Annotated in this window: 27 protein-coding genes; 24 read left to right on the top strand and 3 right to left on the bottom strand. The window is 41.2% G+C overall.

The window, feature by feature from the left end; all coding sequences use genetic code 11:
• The first annotated feature begins 2 nt into the window (after positions 1 to 2).
• The 7 genes from ACSQ8O_RS26060 (at position 3) to ACSQ8O_RS26030 (ending at position 5,063) form a co-directional block, all read left to right on the top strand.
• Complete coding sequence (locus tag ACSQ8O_RS26060; RefSeq protein WP_436244029.1) at positions 3 to 284, top strand: MerR family transcriptional regulator; 282 nt, start codon at positions 3 to 5, stop codon at positions 282 to 284.
• Positions 262 to 636, top strand: a complete 375-nt coding sequence (locus ACSQ8O_RS26055) for a nuclear transport factor 2 family protein (RefSeq protein WP_436244948.1) — start codon at positions 262 to 264, stop codon at positions 634 to 636. Before ACSQ8O_RS26060 ends, ACSQ8O_RS26055 begins: the two co-directional genes overlap by 23 nt.
• A 30-nt stretch (positions 637 to 666) precedes the next feature.
• Entirely contained in the window at positions 667 to 918 is a 252-nt protein-coding gene (locus ACSQ8O_RS26050) for a hypothetical protein (RefSeq protein ID WP_436244028.1), read from the top strand.
• Positions 919 to 955: 37 nt separating this feature from the next.
• Positions 956 to 1,903 carry an alpha/beta hydrolase gene (locus ACSQ8O_RS26045; protein WP_436244027.1) on the top strand — a complete coding sequence of 316 codons (948 nt, stop codon included), beginning with the start codon at positions 956 to 958 and terminating at the stop codon, positions 1,901 to 1,903.
• A gap of 168 nt (positions 1,904 to 2,071) precedes the next feature.
• Entirely contained in the window at positions 2,072 to 3,664 is a 1,593-nt protein-coding gene (locus ACSQ8O_RS26040; RefSeq protein WP_436244026.1) for a spore germination protein, read from the top strand.
• Positions 3,664 to 4,836 (top strand): Ger(x)C family spore germination protein, encoded by a 1,173-nt coding sequence (locus ACSQ8O_RS26035; RefSeq protein WP_436244025.1) that lies wholly within the window; start codon positions 3,664 to 3,666, stop codon positions 4,834 to 4,836. Before ACSQ8O_RS26040 ends, ACSQ8O_RS26035 begins: the two co-directional genes overlap by 1 nt.
• Positions 4,833 to 5,063, top strand: a complete 231-nt coding sequence (locus ACSQ8O_RS26030; protein ID WP_436244024.1) for a hypothetical protein — start codon at positions 4,833 to 4,835, stop codon at positions 5,061 to 5,063. Before ACSQ8O_RS26035 ends, ACSQ8O_RS26030 begins: the two co-directional genes overlap by 4 nt.
• Here ACSQ8O_RS26030 and ACSQ8O_RS26025 read toward each other — a convergent pair.
• Positions 5,052 to 6,152: a GerAB/ArcD/ProY family transporter gene (locus ACSQ8O_RS26025; protein WP_436244023.1), complete on the bottom strand. Its 1,101-nt coding sequence runs from the start codon at positions 6,150 to 6,152 to the stop codon at positions 5,052 to 5,054. The two genes, ACSQ8O_RS26030 and ACSQ8O_RS26025, sit on opposite strands and share 12 nt — an antisense overlap.
• Positions 6,153 to 6,324: 172 nt before the next feature.
• On the opposite strand from ACSQ8O_RS26025, the gene ACSQ8O_RS26020 reads away from it, so the two are divergent.
• The 8 genes from ACSQ8O_RS26020 (at position 6,325) to ACSQ8O_RS25985 (ending at position 11,460) form a co-directional block, all read left to right on the top strand.
• A complete protein-coding gene (locus ACSQ8O_RS26020) occupies positions 6,325 to 6,588 on the top strand; it encodes an RNA polymerase sigma factor (RefSeq protein ID WP_436244022.1) in 264 nt (87 codons plus the stop codon).
• Positions 6,589 to 6,978, top strand: a complete 390-nt coding sequence (locus ACSQ8O_RS26015; protein ID WP_436244947.1) for a sigma factor-like helix-turn-helix DNA-binding protein — start codon at positions 6,589 to 6,591, stop codon at positions 6,976 to 6,978. It begins immediately after the preceding gene.
• Between the two features lie 71 nt (positions 6,979 to 7,049).
• Positions 7,050 to 7,541 carry a VOC family protein gene (locus ACSQ8O_RS26010; RefSeq protein ID WP_436244021.1) on the top strand — a complete coding sequence of 164 codons (492 nt, stop codon included), beginning with the start codon at positions 7,050 to 7,052 and terminating at the stop codon, positions 7,539 to 7,541.
• Between the two features lie 117 nt (positions 7,542 to 7,658).
• Entirely contained in the window at positions 7,659 to 8,099 is a 441-nt protein-coding gene (locus ACSQ8O_RS26005; protein WP_436244020.1) for a MarR family winged helix-turn-helix transcriptional regulator, read from the top strand.
• Positions 8,100 to 8,343: 244 nt separating this feature from the next.
• Positions 8,344 to 9,522 (top strand): MFS transporter, encoded by a 1,179-nt coding sequence (locus tag ACSQ8O_RS26000; RefSeq protein WP_436244019.1) that lies wholly within the window; start codon positions 8,344 to 8,346, stop codon positions 9,520 to 9,522.
• Between the two features lie 68 nt (positions 9,523 to 9,590).
• Positions 9,591 to 10,019, top strand: coding sequence for an organic hydroperoxide resistance protein (locus ACSQ8O_RS25995; RefSeq protein ID WP_056625771.1), 429 nt, complete (start codon positions 9,591 to 9,593; stop codon positions 10,017 to 10,019).
• 89 nt (positions 10,020 to 10,108) lie between these two features.
• The gene (locus ACSQ8O_RS25990; protein WP_436244018.1) at positions 10,109 to 10,444 is read left to right on the top strand and encodes a thioredoxin family protein; all 336 of its coding nucleotides are present in this window, start codon (positions 10,109 to 10,111) and stop codon (positions 10,442 to 10,444) included.
• Between the two features lie 566 nt (positions 10,445 to 11,010).
• Complete coding sequence (locus ACSQ8O_RS25985; RefSeq protein ID WP_056625787.1) at positions 11,011 to 11,460, top strand: tellurite resistance TerB family protein; 450 nt, start codon at positions 11,011 to 11,013, stop codon at positions 11,458 to 11,460.
• 18 nt (positions 11,461 to 11,478) lie between these two features.
• Here ACSQ8O_RS25985 and ACSQ8O_RS25980 read toward each other — a convergent pair whose 3' ends face one another.
• Positions 11,479 to 12,429 carry a LysR family transcriptional regulator gene (locus ACSQ8O_RS25980; RefSeq protein ID WP_436244017.1) on the bottom strand — a complete coding sequence of 317 codons (951 nt, stop codon included), beginning with the start codon at positions 12,427 to 12,429 and terminating at the stop codon, positions 11,479 to 11,481.
• 116 nt (positions 12,430 to 12,545) lie between these two features.
• Here ACSQ8O_RS25980 and ACSQ8O_RS25975 point away from each other — a divergent pair, with 116 nt between their 5' ends.
• The 3 genes from ACSQ8O_RS25975 (at position 12,546) to ACSQ8O_RS25965 (ending at position 15,284) form a co-directional block, all read left to right on the top strand.
• Positions 12,546 to 13,784, top strand: coding sequence for a YbfB/YjiJ family MFS transporter (locus ACSQ8O_RS25975; protein WP_436244016.1), 1,239 nt, complete (start codon positions 12,546 to 12,548; stop codon positions 13,782 to 13,784).
• Positions 13,785 to 13,800: 16 nt separating this feature from the next.
• Positions 13,801 to 14,628 (top strand): alpha/beta fold hydrolase, encoded by an 828-nt coding sequence (locus ACSQ8O_RS25970; protein ID WP_436244015.1) that lies wholly within the window; start codon positions 13,801 to 13,803, stop codon positions 14,626 to 14,628.
• Positions 14,629 to 14,789: 161 nt separating this feature from the next.
• Positions 14,790 to 15,284 (top strand): VanZ family protein, encoded by a 495-nt coding sequence (locus tag ACSQ8O_RS25965; RefSeq protein WP_436244014.1) that lies wholly within the window; start codon positions 14,790 to 14,792, stop codon positions 15,282 to 15,284.
• A gap of 200 nt (positions 15,285 to 15,484) precedes the next feature.
• Here the strand turns inward: ACSQ8O_RS25965 and ACSQ8O_RS25960 are convergent, their stop codons facing one another.
• Positions 15,485 to 16,036: a helix-turn-helix domain-containing protein gene (locus ACSQ8O_RS25960; RefSeq protein WP_436244013.1), complete on the bottom strand. Its 552-nt coding sequence runs from the start codon at positions 16,034 to 16,036 to the stop codon at positions 15,485 to 15,487.
• A 187-nt stretch (positions 16,037 to 16,223) separates the two neighbouring features.
• On the opposite strand from ACSQ8O_RS25960, the gene ACSQ8O_RS25955 reads away from it, so the two are divergent.
• The 6 genes from ACSQ8O_RS25955 (at position 16,224) to lepB (ending at position 21,781) form a co-directional block, all read left to right on the top strand.
• Positions 16,224 to 16,883 (top strand): alpha/beta hydrolase, encoded by a 660-nt coding sequence (locus tag ACSQ8O_RS25955; RefSeq protein WP_436244012.1) that lies wholly within the window; start codon positions 16,224 to 16,226, stop codon positions 16,881 to 16,883.
• Between the two features lie 8 nt (positions 16,884 to 16,891).
• On the top strand, positions 16,892 to 17,662 hold the full coding sequence (locus tag ACSQ8O_RS25950) for a DODA-type extradiol aromatic ring-opening family dioxygenase (RefSeq protein ID WP_436244011.1): 771 nt from the start codon (positions 16,892 to 16,894) through the stop codon (positions 17,660 to 17,662).
• 128 nt (positions 17,663 to 17,790) lie between these two features.
• Complete coding sequence (locus tag ACSQ8O_RS25945) at positions 17,791 to 18,558, top strand: GTP cyclohydrolase II (RefSeq protein ID WP_436244010.1); 768 nt, start codon at positions 17,791 to 17,793, stop codon at positions 18,556 to 18,558.
• A 397-nt stretch (positions 18,559 to 18,955) separates the two neighbouring features.
• Positions 18,956 to 20,434 carry an Lsa family ABC-F type ribosomal protection protein gene (locus ACSQ8O_RS25940; RefSeq protein ID WP_436244009.1) on the top strand — a complete coding sequence of 493 codons (1,479 nt, stop codon included), beginning with the start codon at positions 18,956 to 18,958 and terminating at the stop codon, positions 20,432 to 20,434.
• Between the two features lie 61 nt (positions 20,435 to 20,495).
• A complete protein-coding gene (locus ACSQ8O_RS25935) occupies positions 20,496 to 21,038 on the top strand; it encodes a DUF6843 domain-containing protein (RefSeq protein ID WP_436244008.1) in 543 nt (180 codons plus the stop codon).
• A gap of 74 nt (positions 21,039 to 21,112) precedes the next feature.
• Positions 21,113 to 21,781, top strand: a complete 669-nt coding sequence (lepB, locus tag ACSQ8O_RS25930) for a signal peptidase I (protein WP_436244007.1) — start codon at positions 21,113 to 21,115, stop codon at positions 21,779 to 21,781.
• Positions 21,782 to 21,795: the final 14 nt, after the last annotated feature.

Here is a 21,795-nt window from a genome sequence, read left to right as displayed (position 1 = left end):
ATATGGGGAGAAAAAGAAGTTTAGATAACATTTTATCATCAGAGTATGTGAGTATTAGTGAGTTGGTTGAACTTTCTGGAGTTCGATACAGTACCATTAAATATTATACGGAAGAGGCTATGATCCCATTTGAGCAAGAGGATACAAGACTGACAAGAAGATACCCACGTGAATTAGCACTAAAGCGTCTTGAGGAAATTCGTAAAATGAAAGAAGAAGATGGATGGACTATAAAACAAATTAAAGAAAGGTTGAATGGTAATGGAGACTTCTCTCAAAGATAAAGCAGTGTCATTTTTGCAACTTGTGGCATCAGGTGAAGTGCGCGAAGCATACCGGAGGTATATTGGTCTGGGTTTCCGCCATCACAATCCTTTTTTTCGCGGTGATGTTGAATCTCTTATGCTTGCTATGGAAGAGAACGCAATCATGCATCCACAGAAAATACTTGAGATCAAACATACCATCGAAGAGGGGGATATTGTTGCGATTCACTCCTATGTAAAACAAAATCATGAAGACCTTGGAGGAACTGTCGTCCATATCTTCCGCTTCCATAACGACCTCATAGTCGAATTCTGGGATGTCGGTCAGCTGATACCGGAGAATTCTCCCAATGAGAATGGTGCGTTCTGAGATAGGAACTGAAGTTAAACTTACGGAACAATGAGAACCCTTCTGATTACCGTATTTGAGTTTCTTGCCCGTACTCGGGAGTACATGTCTTCAGAAGACCAAGAATCAATGGTACAATATGTATTGGTGATTTGGGGCGGCGGGGCTGTCACCCGTACTGTCATAATCAATCGTACGGATTTTGCTTGGAGGCAACTTGGTTCGCTAAACAATATTTTGGTTAAAGGGAAGGGAGAGGCCTATGCTGTTAATCGATCCAAGTGGGCAAAGCAAGAGGGATAAGAACCCAGTTGGATCATTCCCAAAGGAGATGTTTTTCATGCCAAACGAACAAAAAGTAGTTTTAGAAGCAGCCGCGCTTAAAGTTGTGCAAGATAATGAAAACCCACCGTATTTATTTGACCTGGGTCCAGAAAAAGGGCGCGAAACGGTCGATGCCGTCCAATCCGGAGATATTAAGAAACTACCGGTCGACATTCAAGACAAAGTGATTGAAGGTGGTTCGAGCGGTCAAGTATCGATCAGGATCATACGACCGAAAAACGTAACGGCCAAGTTGCCGGTCATTCTTTACATACACGGCGCCGGTTGGGTATTCGGCAACGCACATACACATGACCGCCTTATCCGAGAGTTAGCGGTCGGAACAGAGGCGTGCGTTGTATTCCCGAACTACAGCCTTTCGCCGGAAGCCAAATATCCTACGGCCATCGAAGAAATTTACGCCGTCTTGCAATGGATTGCCGATAACGGTAAAGACAACGGGCTCGATACGGACCGCCTCTATGTAGCTGGTGACAGCGTAGGCGGAAACATGACCGCTGCCATTACACTGATGGCGAAAAATCGCAGTGGTCCAAAGATTCATAAACAACTGCTCTTCTATCCTGTAACGGATTCGAGCTTGAATACGGAATCTTATAAGGAATTCGCAACCGGGTATTTCCTTCGGAAAGATGGTATGGCTTGGTTTTGGGAGCAGTATGTGGCGAAGCCGCGGGATAAAGAAGAGATCTATGCTGCACCGCTGCGCGCCACCACAGAGCAATTGGCGGGACTCCCGCAAGCACTCATTATTACGGCTGAAGCCGATGTCTTACGCGATGAAGGCGAAGCATATGCGAATAACCTGCGCGAAGCAGGTGTTCATGTTACAGCTGTCCGCTTTCAAGGTATTATTCATGATTTCGTTATGCTTAACGCTTTGGCGAACACGGCGGCGGCTAGAGGCGCAATTGCGTTAGCAAACGCGTGGTTAAAAGAATAATTAGAGAGACTTGGAGATTCGGCTGTCATTCAGGTGGTATGGAAATCTGCTCATAAGGCAGGTTTCTTTTTTTATAAGGAGCAGAAAACGAGATCACGATCTTTAGAATATTTTTAGAGAAAAAATGGAAAATTAGTATTATTAGTTATTCTGTAGGAGGCTCATTCAGTGAAATGGTTTAGGAAATGGCTATACACGAAACCTGGGTATCCCATTATACCTGAGGATCATCTATCTGAAGAAGAGGACTCCGAATTAACTACTGATATAGAGCACAATGAATCTATTTTTAGACGTATATTCCACAACAGTGATGATATTGTTTTTCGCAAAGTTCAAATGTGTGGACAAAATCATTGGCTACTTATCTACTTCGCAACCCTTGTTGATGAAGTTCTGATTGACGACTATGTATTGAAACCGATGATTGCTAGGTCTGACAATCAGGAACATGTCATCATTGAGAAAACAGAATCACTGGATGATCATATTATCTCTGTAGGGTTGACGTGTGTTACTTCCAAAATAAGTGAAATTGTCAAACAAGTGTTAAAAGGCCAAGCAGCTGTGCTTACCATTGGTAACAGTGATGTCATGATGGTCAAAGTGAACAATAAATCACAAAGAAGCCTTGAAGAACCTTCATCTGAACCTGTCATTCGTGGTCCGAGGGATGGATTTATTGAGAATCTATCAACGAATATTGGGTTAATCCGTAGTAGACTGAAAACGTCAAGACTTAAAATGGAATGTGTAACGATCGGTGAGCTTACCCAAACCGAAGTTGTCATTACGTATATCGCTGGTATTGCTTCCGAAACGGTCATTGCGGAAGTTCGAGAGCGAGTATCTCGGATTCAAATTGACGGCATTATTGACTCCGGGTATGTGGAGGAATTTATTGAAGATAGTCCATATTCTCCTTTCCCACTTGTGCATAGCACTGAACGACCAGATGTTGTTGCTGCCGAGTTATTGGAAGGGAAAGTAGCTATTATTGTTGATACCTCTCCATTTGTACTCATTGTTCCCATGACGTTCTGGACAGGTCTCCAAGCAAGTGAGGATTACTATGTTCGCTGGCCAATTGCAACTTTTGTCCGGTGGATTCGATTCCTTTTCATCAGTATCGCCATATTTGCACCTCCGTTATATGTGGCGATTACGACTTTCAATCAAGAAATGATTCCGACCAATCTGGTGTTAAGTATTGCCTCCTCTAGAGAGCCAGTTCCTTTGCCAGCTGTCATCGAAGCCTTCATCATGGAAATTATCTTTGAAGCCTTACGGGAAGCAGGGATTCGATTACCGAAACAGATCGGGCAAGCGATCAGCATTGTTGGGGCATTGGTTATCGGCCAAGCGGCTGTGCTTGCGGGTATTATTTCCGCTCCGGTCGTCATTATTGTATCGATTACGGGTATTGCAGCTTTTACGATTCCCCGTTATAGCTTCGCTAATGGCATCCGATTACTACGGTTTCCCATGCTATTGTTGGCGGGTACGCTAGGACTTTATGGCATTGTAGTTGGGTTGATCGGCATTGTGATGCATATCTCATCTCTTAGATCATTCGGTGTCCCCTATTTCACTCCAGCAGCTCCGCTGACTTTCTCCGACTTGAAGGATGTCATCATCCGGGCGCCGATATGGGCGAAAACGCAACGTCCGCAATCAACAGCAGCTAACAATCCGGTTCGTGAGCCGGCTGGTCAAAAACCAAGTCCAGATTATGCGGGGAAAGGGAAGGGATCTTCATAATGAAACCATTCCTTTACATTGGTTTGCTATTCACACTATTGACCACAAGCGGGTGTTGGGATCGTACGGAGATTAATGATCTTGCCTTCATTATGGGGACGGCATTTGACATAACGGATGATGGGGACTATATCTTATCGCATCAAATTGCGATCCCTTCTTCCTCTCAGGGAGGACCGGGGAGTGGGGGAGGTGGCAATGAGAAGTTTTTTGTGATATCTGCTGTAGGTAAGAGTATTAACGAAGCATTCTATAGGCTTCAGAAAAAGAGTTCTCGCAGGTTGTTTACGGCACATCGCGTTGTTATTTTTATAGGTGAGCGGTTATCCAAAAGTGGGATTGAAGATATTCTCGACATTTACACGCACGATTCGAAACAACGGTTAAAAACATACATGATGGTGGTTAAGGGGGGAGAAGGACGGGATATTTTGAAAGTAAAATACCCCTTTGAACAAGTGCCTAGCGAAGCAATTAAAGAAATGGAAGCTTTAAATAACGAGTTGGCGATTACATTACGCGACTTTTTTCAAGCATCATCTGGAGAGGGAATCAGTCCGGTATTGGGAGCTATAACACCTGATGGCATAACAGAAGGTTTAAAAGAAGACCATATATTTAAGCTAGCTGGGTCTGCCATTTTTAAAGATTTCAAATTAGCAGGATTTCTAAATGAAAGTGAAACCAATGGGCTTCTATGGGTGACAGATCGAATGGAATACGGCAGTCTTAACGCCAGTTTACCCGAAACTGATGGAACAGTTGGGATGATTCTGGCCAAGGCAAACCGAAAAATCACCCCGCAGATTATTGGTGATCAGGTTACATTCAAGATACAGCTGCAAGGGGAAGGTAACATTTGGGAAAATACGACGAATTTAGATATTCGTAAACCAGAGAACATTAAGCTTGTTCAGAAGGCATTGGAGACCTCCGTCGAAAAACAAGTTAAAGATACATTAACTAAGGTCCAGTCGCAGTACAAGGTTGATAGTGTTGGGTTCGGCCGAGAAATATACCGCAATAAGCCGAAACAGTGGAAAGCGTTGAAAGCTGGGTGGAATGATAGGTTTCCAGAGGTAGACGTTTCGCTTGAAGTGTCGATCAACATTCTAGGCAGCGGGATGGCAGGTCCTCCTTTACACTTGGAGAGAAAGGAGATCAAAAAATGATTTTCTATACAATCGTATATGTAGGTTTCTTGCTTGTATGGTCTTTTGTTAGAATTCGCTCTTTCCTGAGCATGCATAAAAACAAAGAAGCCGCAGTATTCGGCACATTAATTGGTGTATCCTCTGTTGTCGGTTCTTTACTAATTTTCCGGGTCAACCTGCCGAGTATGGTTGTCCCGTTCAAGATTATATTTGAACCCATTGGAACTATGCTTTTAATGCAGTGAACGGTTCACTTTTCCTCTGAGCGAATCGATCATGAGAAGTAGCAATGGGATAAGACTTTGTGTGACAAAACCAGCGCTCGGGTAAATCAAAGTCAGATACGTTTGAAGTTCCGCACCATTCTTGAAAACCCAGACCGATCCAATGAGACACAATAGGGTTAACGGTGCAACGAGATCACGATAATTTTGGATACCGAAAATCTGGCTTATACTAATACACAAAATAAATAACGACACGGACACTTTCGAAAAGCTTCCAATAACCCATATCATAACAGCGATTGCCTCTAGACGTTCAAATGAACCTTCAATTCCAATGTATTGCATGACACTTAAATACGAATAGTTCAGTTGACCTGTTAATGAACCGAGAATCATAATTGCTGAAATGACAACGATAAATACAAAAATAAATATTCCTAAAAGTGCTAACAGAGAGACCTTGTATGCCTTTTTCGGCTGATTCAAATAAGGAAGAAGCCACCCTAGAATAAACAATTGATTCATGAATGCGCCTCCCGGAAGGATCGCTCCTTGTAAAACCGGCAGAATTCCGTCTCCCAGAATCGGCTTAAGCTGTTCAGAATCAGCTGCCCCAATCGTCAAAATCAAGAGCGGCAACAAAAAAATTAACTTCATTGGTGTCAAAAATTCCGTGCATCTTGCTATGACTTCTATACCCATATAGACAGCAAGACCGCAAAGGATTAATAACGTCAGACTACCTATGATGGACGGACTTCTTGGTAATAACAGCGCTTTAATGAAATAGGTATGCTGTATGGTCATAACTGAAAGGGACATAAACCAAAAGTAGATGTAGTATAAGCCCAGACATGTTCCTAACCATTTCCCGAGAATTTTTTGACTGTATTGAATAATCGTCAACCCAGGATAACGTTTCGAAAGCAGAACCATCACCCAAATACTTAAGAATCCGGTCAACGTAGATGGGAATACGGAAATCCAAGCATCTTGCTTGGCAAACATCGCCATCAATCCCGGAAGCGTTAAGATGATCGTGGAAGCGACAAAAGAGAATAGTATAATACCTAATTGATTAACCGTAATTTTTTCTGTAGGCTGCATCTTTACACTCCCTCTCCTAACCTCACAGAGGTTGCTCCAAGTATTCACTTTTCGTTACAAATTTATACAAATAAACCATGTATACTGCCTACAATTCTCATGTAACTATCAGCAATGATAAGTCCGTAATATCAATAAAGGAATTCGTAAGCGCCTAGTAGAATGTAGTGGAATGGACTATAAACTATTTCTATATACTTACAGCATGCATGTAGCTGGAAATCGATGGGATGCCGACGATCTGACCCAGGATGCATGGCTCAAATTAAACGAAGCATTGCTTAAGGATCCGGAAAGGCCAGTGACTAAAACCTTTCTTTACCGCATCGTCCGAAACGCATGGATTGATGTGCAGAGGAAGAAGCGAATTCAGACTGTTTCCATCGAAGCGGGCAATGATGCAATCTCAACGGATGCATCGTTGTTAAGTAGATAGCTGCTCGAGCAACTCGCCGAACGGCTTCCGCCGAAGATGGCCGTTATTTTATTACTGATGGACATATTCGATTTTAAGGCTAAAGAAACGGCGGTATTCGTAGAAATGAATGAGGCTACGGTGCATGTAACCCTTGGGAGAGCTCGCCGAAGGTTAAAAGAGTTGGCTCAGAAAAGCAGCGAGCAAACACAAGCTCATTCAGTGAACCCCTTACATTTTGACGCGTTAGTCGATGCTTTCCATCGAAGAAATCCTTTCGACATTTATAGAGCTTATCTCGGATTGAACAAGGGAGGTACACAGCTCACGCATCTGCTTACGTCCAGAGGACAATTACATTTTACGTTCAGAGATCCGGACGGCAACTTATTTCACGTGGTGGCAAAATAATATGTATTCGGTTGTTAGGTTTCCGACGCGAATTTCGTTCATTCTATTGTAAGAGAAATGATTGTAAAGGGATGATGAAAATGAATGAGAGCACGCCGCAAAGATTGGGAAACAGTTTGAAGTGCATTTGTTCTGTATATGTGCCGGTACGAGATCCACTCCTATCAGCGGAATGGTGGCAGAGGAATTTCGGTTTAGAATTCGCGGTGCCGTTTAATCCACAGGAAGCCCAAGCGATTATGAAACTGTCAGACGGACAATGGCTGCATCTGGTGGAGACGAAAGGTGAGATCGACAATGCGTTTCCGAACAAGGAAGGCTATCCGATGTTCAGGTTTACATTTGAAGTGAGGCAGATCGAACACCTCTACGACCATTTGCAATCGAGTGGTGCGCAGACGGATCATCCTGCAGATCGCGGCGCATGCGGTATCAACTTCGTCTTCTATGATCTTGACGGCAATAAATTTGATGTCAACGAGTGTATTGAAGTCCATCGCACGCCAGCCGAAGTGGCAAAGGTAAAAGAACATTTGTTTCAGTATGTAACACTAACCAATTAAGCTACCGATCCTATCGGTAGCTTAATTGGGTGAACCATGTTCTTCCTCTTGCAATTAGGGGAATATGAGACTAAAATCAATTTATGCGATGAGTCAACAAACGTTTGGAGGTGTAGAATGATGATAACCAACATGGATCTCTGTAACTGTACAAAGTTAAGACGCGCAGCACGTCATATTTCACGTTTCTACGATACCTGCCTGGCAGAGTCAGGATCGGGCCTGCGAGCTACTCAATATGCCATCTTAGGTTACCTGAAGAACCGCGGGGCGCAGACAATGAATGAATTAGCTGGACTTATGACTATGGATCGTGCCACGATTGGACATAATCTACGGCCACTGGAGCGTGATGGCTTGGTAAATATTCAGGTAAGCGAACGCGATCGGCGAGCAAGAATCGTATCAATTACCGACGAAGCACTAAGTCGCATGGAATTAGGAAGACTCGGCTGGGAGCGGGCCCAGGCTGAATTCGAAGAGAAATTAGGCAAAGAACATGCAGGTTCAATGAGGAACATGATGGATGAAGTAATTGGCATCAACTTTCATACATGACAGAATGTCTAAAGAATATCGACGGTAAGGACTATAATTTTAGTATTATTCATCCTTCTCGTCGATTCGATGTATGCCTACGTCAAAATAATATACCCTGTTCAGTGTGCTGCGCTAAATATGGGCATATGAGACTAAAAATCGTTAGACGTAGCTTGCAATAAACAGGTCATATTGTAGCAAACTAAATTTAACTAAAGGACGGGATTAAATTACGTTTCTTAAAGAGGAGAAGAGAGACTTTATGATAAGAATGCTTTGGGTTGTATTAATCATGTCCTGTGGAGCCACGTTTATTTCTTCCATATTCCCTTTATATGGGGAGCATTATCAAATGAGCAGTTTGGAAATCACGATTTTGTTTGCCGTTTATGCCGCTGCCTTGCTGCCAACCTTACTTGTCGTAGGAGCGAGAGGGAATGCCTGGGGATTGAAGAACGTACTTCGATTCAGTATATGGATATCAATCGCATCAACGTTGCTGTTTATTATTAGCTCCAACAGTTGGATGCTATATGCGGGACGGATTTTGGAAGGCATCGCCTATGGCGCTTTTACAGGTACGGCCAGCGCGTTTCTGTTAAAACAAACCGCTAAAGATAAAGTGGGAACAGCACTAAAGTTATCAGGGGTGGTCGTGAACATTGGTTTTGGTTTGGGCCCAGCGATATCGGGTTTAATCGTGGAGTATCTGCATGTTCAACCGCTTCGTTTGCCGTTTTGGATTTTGCTCGTCATGTTGTTCAGCTCCTTGATTGTGCTGGAATTACTGCCGAAACACGAGGCTTTAGCGGCACAGAAGCCGGCTAAAGCAAAGATTTCACTCGGTGTACCAGATAATATTAGCACTCATTTCTGGTCTTTTATCGGGCTTCCGATCTTTACCGTCTTTACATTAGGTGGTGTTGTGTTTTCACTTATTCCATCATTCGTCAAGCATGTCATTCACACGAACAATCTGTCTATTTCAGGATTGTTAATCTTAATGCTTCTAGGCGGAGGAGCTCTGATGCAGTTCTTCCCTTGGCCGCGTAATCCCGTTACACGGATGCGGATTGCAATCTTGTCTCTGGCTATTGGGTCGTGGATTATTGTTTTTTCCGGTCAGGCAGAGAGCTTGTTTTTACTCTGGGCTGGCATATTTATTCAAGGAATTGGTGCCGGATGGACGTTTCAGGTTGCATTGCGTTTTGCCGGACAGCTGCCAAAGCCGGAAGAACGTCCGCGAGTTATTTCAGCATTTTATCTGTGTGCGTATTTTGGGTTTATTGTGCCCCCTGTTGGGGTAGGCGTACTAACTCAATTTTTCAATTTGAATGTATCTTTGGTTATTTTCAATCTGTTTGCTGCACTAATCGTAGTTTACGTGTTGATTTATTCCGTTAGGTTTAATCGTTATTTCACTAAAATTACGTCGCAATAATTGAGTATTGTTTGGATAAGTTGAGCACAAAGCGTAAAGAATATACCAGTCAAAAAGGAGATGTTACTATGATAAAAATGGAAAAGAAATTGTACACGGCTACTGTAAATGTTGAAGGTGGAAGAGAAGGTAAAGCAGTTTCGAGCGATGGCAATCTTAACTTGGACTTGAGATATCCAAAGGAACTAGGCGGCCCGGGTAACGGAGTTAATCCGGAGCAGTTGTTCGCTGCAGGATTTGCTGCATGCTTCGAAGGTGCCATGGGGACGGTTATTAGGAAAAAAGGTATTAAAACAGAAGGCATATCAATAGCTTCAAATGTTTCACTCGGTAAGGATGCGAATGACGGCTATGTACTTGCAGTTCATTTCGATATTACCGTAAAAGGCGTAGATATCAGTGTTGCTCAGGAAATTGTTGATGAAGCCCATAAAGTTTGTCCTTATGCTAGAGCAACTCAAGGCAATATCGAAGTCATATCGAATGTGATTGGCTAACGTTTTTCTTTAAAACCCCGCTTTCGCAAGCGGGGTTTTCATTGTCTTAAGCGACATATTAAATGAATTAAATATAAGGAGGTTACGGAATGGAAATTCATTCATTAATAAAAGCAACTTTTAGGGGACAGATCGATCATGGGATCACACTTGTTGACTTTTATGACCCTAGCAGCAAATCTTGCCAAGAACAGCTTCCCATTGATGAGAAGTTGGCTCAAGAAGTAAGATATCAGGCAACCGTTGCTAAAGTTGATATCAATCAGGAAAAAGAACTCGCAGCTGAATACGGTGTGACAAGCGTGCCAACCTTTATATTATTTAAAGATGGATATCAAGTAGAGATTTGGGTTGGGCAGCAAAGTAAAGAATTCTTAAAGCAGCATATCATTAATTATGCAACCATGGGTGATTCTTGCGTGTAATGAGTATTGTCCATACGCGAACACCGTGTCACTCCTTACCTATTATTTTTACTTAACGAGAAACTTGTAGAGTAGCCATTAAGTAGGACGTATAGGACAACCTTTTTCCATATAAGATGTACAATGACCATTGGAAAAAGGGGGGAGTGAAGCTTGACCGTCATTGGTAAAGCTATTCCGCGAGAAGGATGAAGGGGTGACTGCGATAATTAAATCATACAAAACCATCGCAGTTCATAATAGCGATGGTTTTAACTCTAGTGAGTCTATCAAATTATCTCAGTATTAGCCAGGTAAACCGGGGTTTGGTTACAGCAGCTTTTCCTTGAACGGCAGCTCTAGCAGCGTCCGGTAGGCATCACGGCTGATGTATATCCGCATTACGATTTAATAGGGAACAAGCAGATTGAAATCTTAAAGAGAGAACATTTGACCGATCATCTGATCAGATTCAAGCTTTGCTGAAATAAAGCGCAACTCGATTAATTTCTACATAATTTGCTAAATTTAAAAATTGTATCTAAAATAAAGGAAGCGTGCAAATATATATAATGGAGGCTTCCTATATGAGTATTGGTTTCAAATCATGGTTGCAAAATTCAAAACAAGGCTTAACCGAACAGGTTAAGAAATTCAAGAACAAAGACTTTATGGATGCCGTAGTTGCCGGATGTGCGGTTGTAGCAGCAGCAGACGGATCCATTGATGCCAATGAAAAGCAAAAAATGGCTGGATACATGAGCCGTAGTGAAGAATTAAAAGTGTTTGATATGAGCGATGTTATTGCTCGATTCAATCACTATGTTGGTAACCTCGAGTTTGATGCCATGATTGGCAAACAAGAAGCACTAAAGTCAATTGCCAAATTTAGTAATAAGCCTGAGATTGGGCGAGTCATCGTTGGTGTATGTAGCGCAATCGGAGCTGCAGATGGTGATTTCGATGATAAAGAGAAAGCCGCGGTTCGTGACATATGCAATTCGCTTGGATTAAATCCTAGTGAATTCAGCTTATAAGTTCTAAAGGATAAACGTTCACTCATTTGGGTGAACGTTTTTTGTCGAACATTGTGAGGTCGAAGAAACGACACACGAATGTATATCATTTTGTTTTTTAACCTCCCTTAAGGCATTCATTAATAATAATGCTGCTTTGCCCAAGATGTTGTTATCTTTATAAACTAATCCTATTACGACAACGGGGTCAATATCGACAAAAGGTCTAGTAACCAAAGTGCTTTCTAGTCCCAAACTGTCATACATAGGAACAATCCCTATACCGAAACCTGACTTAATCATTTGCCGAATCACATAAAAACTTCCCACCTCGATACCCGAAAAAGGATTTCGACTCGTTTGAACTAACATCCCTTCTGATAACTCCCGATAAATACAGTTTTGCTCTTTTAACAGGATGGTTTGTCCTATGAGGTCGTCCACAGAGATGCAGCTTTGATTGGCTAACGGGTGGTCGGTCCTCATCATTACCCCCAATTTTTCCTCGATAAGTGGCTCAAACTCCAGCATGAGGTTTACTGCTGGAGATGCGCATATACCGAAGTCTAATTCACCGGATCGAACTCTTTCTGCGATAGATCTACTACCACTAATCTCCATAGATAACTGCACTTGCGGACGAATCTTACAAAAATCAGCTACGATAGTCGCTATCTTTTGGCTCGCAATGGGTTCAATCGCGGCAAAACGAATGGCTCCGCCATCCCCCGTATCGATATCGGAGATAGTTTGTCTCATGGATCCAATCGTTCTCAGTAAAGCAGTTGCTTCCTGATACAGCCATCGGCCGGCTTCAGAAGCAATCATGCGTTTGCCATCACGTACAAATAAAGAGACACCTAAATCAGCTTCAAGACGCTGAATCTGAAGTGTTACCGTAGAAGGTGCATATTGGAGTTCTTCAGCAGCTTTCTGAAAGCTGCCAAGACGTAAAATAGCTTCAAATGTTTTTAATGCTCGCAGATCCATGATCCTCATCCTTTGTTTTAAAAATATGAACAATTTATTCATATAGTTCAATTTTACAAAACAATGATGCCAATTTACAATAGTTACAAGAACTATTTTGGGACAGGAGGAATGCTATGGGTTTGGGTTATAAATCGGCATTCAATTGGATCACCTTATGGGCATCACTTTTATTTGCTTTAATCCTTGGATTTTCGCGGCTATCCTACGGCTTGTTCCTGCCGGGGATCCAAACGGAAATAGGGGGGAGTTACGGTCAATTAGGCATGTTAGGAACCGTCAACTTCATTGGTTATCTGGTTGGAACCCTATGTCTACCGCCATTAATTTCCCGTTTGCAGCATAGAAAGAATGTCATCAATCGAATATCATGTTTGTTACTTGGAGTGGGCATGATAGGCTCGGCATTTAGTGATCATTTCATTCAGCTTGGGCTATGGCGGTTCATGATTGGTTTTTTTTCAGCTTTGGCAACGGTTTTGGTCTTGTCTATTGCTACGGACGTCGTTCAACCCACTGAGCGAGGAATGGCTTCGGGGCTAATATGGTTAGGTGGCTCTGTCGGAATTCTGGTTACAGGCTTATTCGCACCTTATATCATAGAGCCTGCTCATTTGGAGGGGTGGCGCTATGCTTGGAAGTTAATGGGTGTCTTCGGTATTCTTGCTACGTTGGGCTTTGAGCTGGTAACAAGAAAGGAAAGATGGGAGAGAACCATATCCACACAACTTGAATCGAATTTACTGGAACAAGTGAACGTATACAGACTCTTGTTTAGTCCAAATAAATTTTTATTCTTGCTCGGATCTTATTTCTTCTTTGGTTGGGGATATATCATTTATTTCACTTTTTTGGTTCCATATCTTGTAAATAAAGGAATTACGTCAATGTATGCTGGACTGATTTGGTCAGGTATCGGATTTGCAGGTTTATTCAATGGTTGGATTGGAGGCAGAGCCATTGACCGATGGCCAAGCGGGTATACACTGGCACTGGGGTTAGCACTAGGCACGATTGGTGTGCTAGGTGTAACGACAAATCATATTCTACTTACTTCATTAGGTGCAGTAATGATTGGGTTGGTTTCATTTATTACACCGCCGTTGATGACGACCGCGCTTCTTCGTCGTTATGCACCACATAGCGCTTATGCGGTATGCCTTAGCGTAGCCACTGCTTTTTTTGCAGCAGGGCAAATTATAGGTCCCATAGTTGGTGGCTGGGTTGTCGAGCGGTACGGTATGAAATTTGGCGTAACATCAAGCTCTATATTTATGGCGCTTTCCGCCATGCTTGCTTGTTTATATGGACAAAGACAACGAGTGCTTGAGAATTTTAAGAAGATTATTTTATAAAGGGAGAGAAAAAACGATGATCAATTCAGACAATACTATTTTAACAACACGGAAATATTTTAAATCGGGCAATCTTCAGCTTTCCTATCTTGACTTTGGTGGTGAAAGTAATAAAGTGCTTGTTATGTTACATGGGTATATGGCTAATGCGAGAACATTTTCGGAGCTGGCTGTCAAATTTAAAGATTGGCGTGTAATCGCTGTAGATCAACGCGGACACGGTTGGAGTGAACATCCCATTGGAATGGAATACGCAAGGAATGATTACATCAATGACATATTAAACCTGATTCAAAATGAACTCGGAGGACAACCCGTAACACTGCTGGGGCATTCTCTAGGTGGATTGAACGCTTATCAATTCGCGGCTCGTTATCCGGAATGGGTCGAAGCGGTTATCGTTGAAGATATCGGTGTGGAAATTAACGCAGACTTTTCATTTGCCGACAAGCTTCCATTTCGTTCGGCCTCTTTAAAAGAACTAAGAGATTCACTTGGCCGTGCAGGGCTTCGGGCGATTGATTATTTTTCTGAAAGCGTGTTCGAGGATAAATTAGGGTGGGGGTTCCGTACAGATCTAGAGGGGCTGCAAATTTCCGTACCGCAATCTAATGGGGTTTGGTGGGAAGATTGGTTATCATCTAATTGCCCTATTTTGCTGATTCATGGTAAAAAAAGCTTTTTTCTTAACATCAACCAGGCAGAACAGATGGAATTAAAAAGACCTAACACTAAGCTTGTAGTATTCGAAGAATGCGGTCATGGTGTCCACTCCGATGATTTAGACGGTTTTTATCAAGTTGTGAATGATTTTCTTGTAGAACATAAAGATTGTATGGAATGAAATAACACTCAGACAATATCTTGAATCGGGCGCAATCATTCATGAAAATTAAGGAAAACTTTATAAATACCCCACTTTTTATTTAAACAGTTTCCCTTATCCTAATTTTTATCGGGGTAAACCTCGAGCGAGCATAGAACTCAAAAGCGAGGACAAGAAAAATGAAACAAATGAGTCGCATTGTGCTACCAGTACTGTTTGTCTTGTATATGCTTACTTTATTTAGAATCATTTTATTTAAGTACGGCTCGATTGATACGTACTTTCTGTGGGAACGACTACAGAAAAATCTAGAGAACCCTAACCCAGCGTATAGTATGCACCGAATGCTGTATGGTAATTTTATTCCGTTTAAAACTATTTCCGTTACCGTTCTAACTCCGTCAATACATGGAGTAATCAATTTGGTTGGGAATATCTTGGCATTCATGCCGTATGGAATTTTTATTGTAATCATGTCTAAAAGCAAAATGATATCGCTGATTAGAGTATTTATCCTCTCCCTGGGATTGAGTTTACTCCTGGAATGCTTAGAGGTCTTTTTTTCCATCGGAAATTTTGATGTGGATGATCTGATCCTAAATAGCGTTGGAGGCCTACTGGGGTACGGTATTTTCAAGTTGTATGGCAAGTATGTAAGGATTAAACGATTATAAAGTTCTTGTCATAAGTTTTTAATTATAAACTACTTTACGTTTAACTATCGTAAGGTAGTTTTCTTTTTAATGAATAAATAAAAGCCGTTGTCTGGTCTTTGCATAACTATGAAAAAGAACGCCCTCAACTAATCCACATGGCTCGGTTGAGGGCGTTTTATAGGTTTAAAAATGAGTGACTACAGACTGTATTCTAACTTTCAGATAAGGCTTCGTCCGCTGTTGCTTTCAGTATAGATGGAAATAAGCACGATTGCCGTTTCTTTCCCTATATTTCTTACCAAATGGGGTGTACATGCGTTCCAACTGAACGAATCACCTTCTCCGAATTCAGCCGCATCCTCACCCTGTTCTGCGTATATTCTTCCTTTAATAACGACATGAACCTCCTCGCCTTCATGAGCATGAGGTGTATCTCCCGTCGAAGCACCGGGAGGGAACTCTACAACCATCATCTTGACGTTCTTTGTGGAGCTTAAATGCTCCACCTTTAAATTGTCAGAACCGCTTGTTGTAATGCTTCGTTCTTCCTTGCGAACAACCATCATTCGCTCCTCTTTCTTCAAGAGCAAATAAGCTAAAGGGACCTTTAAAACCTGTGCTATGTTCTCAAGCGTCGAAATAGAGGGGGAGGTTTTATTGGTTTCAACCTGACTCATGAAGCCTTGGGACAAGCCGGTTTCTTCGCAAATTTGGGCGATAGTAATATTTTTTCTTTTCCGAATTACCCGAATAGTTGAGCCGATATCCATCCTGATTGCACCTCTCACAAATATTAGTAATACAAAACTTAATTACATATTAACAAAACTTCTATTGACACGCTAGCATGCCATACATTAAATTACTTATATAAACATTATTTATTTATTACTAATATTTTTCGGGATATACCAATGTAGATGCTTTAGCTAAATAATTAAAACGAGGAGGATTTTTATGATTTCTGCTTATTCATATGATGTTCATTTACCGGCGAATATGGACCCAGACAAGAAATATCCGGCAGTCTTTACCTTGCATGGCAAAGGCTCCAATGAAAAAAATATGTTCGGTTTGGTAGCTCCGTTGACTGATAATTTTATCATTATCGGTATTCGCGGTAATTTACCGCTTGGAGCAGGTTACCAGTATTATGATTTGAAAAGTTTGGGTAATCCTATCCGAGAGATGTTTGACGAAGCGGTAAGTCAACTTGAAGCATTCATTCAATATGCGACGGAAAAATATCCGATCGATCCAGGCAAACGGTATTTGCTTGGCTTTAGCCAAGGTGCGATTCTGTCGATGACACTTGCACTTACGATGGGAAATGAGCTGAAGGGAATCGTTTCGCTAAACGGGTACGTTCCTGACTTTGTGAAAACGGAGTATCCATTGCGAAGCGTGAAAGATGTATCCGTGTTTATTTCCCATGGCGAGTATGATTCTGTATTTCCAGTACGGATAGGTCACGAGGCAGCGGCATATTTCAAGGAGCAGACGCCGCGCTTAACATTTCATTTATATCCGACGGACCATGGGGTATCGGAAGAGAACCAGTTTGATTTTCTAAATTGGCTTAATCAGGATGCTGGTTTGATTACAACAAAGGAGTGAGAAATGCTATGATGCCTTCCTATTTTTTCGCGCATGGCGCGCCATCAATCGTGCTTGAGGATAACGAATACACAGAACTGCTTAAGAATTTTAAGAACAATACACCTAGACCGAAAGCAATCATACTCTTTAGCGCTCATTGGGAAGAGTCGGTACAGACAGTCAGTGCTACTGAAACGTATGAAACCATCTATGATTTTGGCGGGTTTCAGGATGAGCTTTATACGATGACCTACCCGGCCAAGAGTGATCGTTCTCTAAGCGAGCATGTTCGGGCATTATTTGAAAAGAAAGGCATTCCGAGCGTTCTGAATGAGAGTAGAGGACTGGACCACGGGGCTTGGGCGGTTTTGAAGTTACTTTATCCTGAGGCGGATATCCCGGTTGTCGCACTATCCGTGAATCGTAATCTAAGCAACGAGCAGCAGTATCAAATCGGCAAAACGTTGTCGGAACTTAGGGAACAGGATATTCTCATTATCGGAAGCGGAGGAACAGTCCACAATTTAAGAAGATTGAAGTGGCAGTCTGAAGGAAACGATGATTGGGCTGAACAGTTTGACAATTGGCTCCAGAATAAGCTCGAGTCATGGGATACAGAGGCGCTATTTCAATATCATAAACTGGCTCCTCATGCTCAAGAAGCCGTGCCAACAAGTGAGCACTTTATTCCGCTGTTTCTTGCAATGGGATCTGGTGACACCAATCGTCAGGCGAATCTGCTTCACCGCAGCTATCAATACGGGAATCTAAGCCTAAGCTGTTGGCAATTTAAATAAACATGATGAATTCGATTAGCCGATCGTGATGTTAATTGGTATGGCGGCGGTATTATTTCCGTTAATTTGGTGCATGGCTAAGGGGGCTAAGTCCGTATACCCATGTAGATTGAAAAGGAGAAGTATCCATGCCTGTCGTGCAAAAATTTGATCCTAAAGTAATTTCGCTGTTACAAGAGAAAATAAAACTGATCAAAACGGACGAAGAAAGAGCAGTATATCTTGTCGGACCCATTAAGCTGCCGGTTAACTTAAATGGAGAGACAGTCCAGTTTAAGTGGTACTGCTGGCTCAATTGCAACGAAGCGACTGAAGATTTTGAACGTATTGTCGCCAAATTATCTTCTGCTAATTTAGCGGAATATCAACAGTCGAGTGTACTCGTACATGGAGATTTTCAAAATGCAGATCATGCCTTAATTCGGTTTCACTCCATCTGTCATACCGGAGATATTTTCGGCAGTAAGCGATGTGACTGTGGTTATCAGCTCAATCAGTCGTTGAAACATATTGCCGACCATGGAAGCGGCGCGTTATTTTATCTAGCTAATCATGAAGGACGCGGTATCGGGCTCTTTAGCAAAGCTCTTGCCTATATTCTACAAGAAAACGGATACGATACGGTGGATGCCAATCTTCAACTTGGTTTTGTTGATGATTCACGTGATTATAGCGACGCGATAAAGGTTTTAAAAGCACTTCGGACAAAGCCGGTCACGCTGATCACAAACAATCCCAAAAAATTAGATGCACTTAGTAAAGCAGGACTGGATGTAGAGGATCGTGTGCAGCTTTGGGGAGATGTATCCGAATATAACGAGAAATATTTGAAGACGAAAATCGAGCGGTCCGGGCACTTGAACGGAGGAGAAAAAGGTTGTTGTAATAATGACTAACAGCGGTGTGTTCCCTTAACGAAGCCATCTCAGAAGAAGATGGCAAGGAGATGGTCCCTGAACTGGTCAGTGGTCATCTTCCTTAATGTCCACTGATATCTTGATGACCTTGTGAGTTGAAATAAAAAAATGAGTATGATATGATTCCATTTAATTAATGAATGGAGTTGAAAAGTTTAATGTAATATTTCTTGCGAATATAAAAAAATAAAACGACAAAAGCGAGAGGTTTATTTCGCATGTTTTATTCTTTATATGCAAGAAAGTTACTTATTCTTTTTACTCAAACATATATCCTTATCTAATTCCTTAGGGGGCTAGATTTGTTGTATTTATTTGAGCCACAAGAAAGTAACTTTCTTGTGGCTTTTATTATTTCATACAGGAGGATAATGTTATGTCATTAATAAGTGTTACAAATCTGTCGTTTGCCTATGAGGGCAGTTACGATAACATATTTGAGAACGTAAGTTTTCAAATCGATACGGATTGGAAGTTGGGATTTACCGGGAGAAATGGAAGGGGCAAAACGACATTTCTTAACCTGTTGCTAGGTAAATATGAATATAGCGGAAATATTACAGCTAATGTGGTTTTTGAATATTTCCCTTTCTATGTGGAAAATAAAGAGAATAATACGCTCGATGTAATCAGCGACATATTTCCGGACTATCTGCACTGGCAACTAGTACGTGAACTTTCACTGCTCAAGGTTTCTGAAGATGTTTTATATCGGCCTTTTAATTCATTGTCTAGCGGGGAACAAACGAAAGTATTACTCGCAGCATTATTTATTAAGGAAAATAGTTTTCTTTTAATTGATGAGCCAACGAATCATCTTGATAGGAATGCAAGAAAACTTATCAGTGATTATCTCAATACCAAAAAAGGATATATTTTGGTGTCTCACGACAGGTCATTTCTGGATAACTGTGTAGATCATATACTTTCAATCAATAAGACCAATATAGAAATTCAAAGAGGTAATTTTTCAAGTTGGTGGGAAAATAAAAAGAGACAAGATAACTTTGAACTTGCAGAGAATGATAAACTTAGAAAAGATATTAAACGCTTATCGGATTCTTCTAAACGGACGGGAAACTGGTCACATGAAGTGGAGAAAACGAAAAATGGAACAAGAAATTCTGGTTCTAAAGTAGATAAAGGGTACATTGGCCACAAGGCTGCTAAAATGATGAAACGTTCTAAATCAATTGCACAAAGACAGCAGGCTGCTATTGATGAAAAGTCGAAACTCCTAAAAAATATTGAAAACTCTGACAGCTTAGAAATTTCGCAACTTGTTTTTCAAAAAGCCCAACTGGCTGAGCTGGATCATTTATCGATTTTTTATGGAGAGAGAATGGTTTGTGCAGATATTAGCTTTATTATCCAACAAGGTGAACGAATTGCACTCTCGGGTAAGAATGGCTCTGGGAAATCAAGTATTATCAAACTTATTTGTGGTGAAGATCTAAGCTATACAGGCAACCTTATAAGGGACAGTCAGTTGAAAATATCCTACGTATCCCAAGATACTTCCCATCTTAAAGGTAATTTATCGGAGTATGCAGCCAGCAAGGGGATTGATGAAGGCCTTTTTAAATCGATTCTAAGAAAGCTTGATTTCTCAAGAGTCCAATTTGAGAAGGATATTTCAGATTTTAGCGGAGGGCAAAAGAAGAAAGTGCTGATTGCAAAAAGTCTTTGCGAAGAAGTTCATTTGCATATTTGGGATGAACCGCTTAATTTTATTGATGTTATCTCTCGTATGCAAATTGAGGAGTTGCTGCTTGAATACTCACCAACTATTCTTTTTGTGGAGCATGACAGTGAATTTTGTGAAAATGTGGCTACAAAGATCATTGAACTCTAATAAATATCAATTCCTCTGTCTAAGATATAAAGGACTAAGTAAGGAAGTAGGGAGATCGGTAATGATAAATAAGGCACATCTTTCTAATTTAATAATTCCATTCTTCATTGCGATAATAACTATTTCCATTGTGATTGGAGGCATTATTTTATTAAATATAACGGAGGTACCTACACATAAGTTCTTATTGCCAAAAGGGTTTACGGGATGGGTTGAGGTTACATACGAACAACCTGGTTTTCCTGCTTTAAAAAAAGAGGAACGCACTTTTATCTATGAGGTCCCACCTTCTGGAAAACTAATGACTACAAGCAAGAATGTTTCAGGAACAATGGTTTTAATTTATGTTGAACAAGATGGTCGATTAATTGAAATACCAACAAACGTGCCAATGATCCATGGACAGGGCACATCAGGGGGCGGGCAGGGTGGACCCCATGGACAAATTGAAAAGTTCCCTGATAAACTTACCTTTTTTGTAGGAACGGAAGAACAATGGCGAGTGGCGATGGGAAAACAACCAGTCTCTTTCCAACGATTAAGATTGACAGGAAAACATTTTATGCTAAAAGGATATCATTTATTTGATGCAGGTGTTCGTTAATTTATCACAAAATATGGAAGAATAACTATCCTTTTGAAGTATAATATTTATAGGATACTTTTGGAGGTGAGCTAATGAAATTAAGCGTATTTCTTTTGTTAATGACTGTTTTACTAACTGCTTGCACCGTAGAGTCGCTTCAAGATAATGTAACAAAACAGGATATGAATATAATTAACTCCGTTGAAGGTAAGAATGTATACAATCACAGTTATGACAACATGGATCGGGGTCATCATGAGTTCGATGGCTTCGAGATTGTAGTCGATCAAACCTATTACAAATCAAATGACGTTCAAAGAGGGGAAATCGTATTTTATAAAAATCCAAAGTTGGAGAACTCCAAAATTAATTTGAGCGAGAATGAAATTTCAAGAATTGTCGCCTTGCCTGGAGAGAAAATCCGCATTGATAAAGGTCAGATTTATATAAACGGAAGAAAACTTGATACCTTTTACGGGCAAGCACACAGACTTGGAATGAGCATTGAAGAATTGCAAGAGGCAGCAAATCGATCTGATTTAGCTGATAACATTCGCAATAATTTTAGTAATAATGCTAAAGACTTTTTAAATAGCAAGGAAACAAATTTGAAGGAAATAAAGGTCCCTGACGAGCAGTATTATATTGTAGGTGACGATTGGTTTCGTAGTGCGGACAGCAGAAAAGGCAGCCAGTCCAAGTGGAATGGTTGCCTTCTCTCACTTACACGGGCAGGAAATTTGAATCCGACTCACGAATAACGTCCTCGATGTAC

Origin of the sequence: Paenibacillus sp. LjRoot56 (assembly GCF_964253335.1) — a bacterium.
GTDB classification, from domain to species: Bacteria; Bacillota; Bacilli; order Paenibacillales; family NBRC-103111; genus Paenibacillus_E; species Paenibacillus_E allorhizoplanae.
This window is presented reverse-complemented; position numbering and strand designations above follow the sequence as displayed.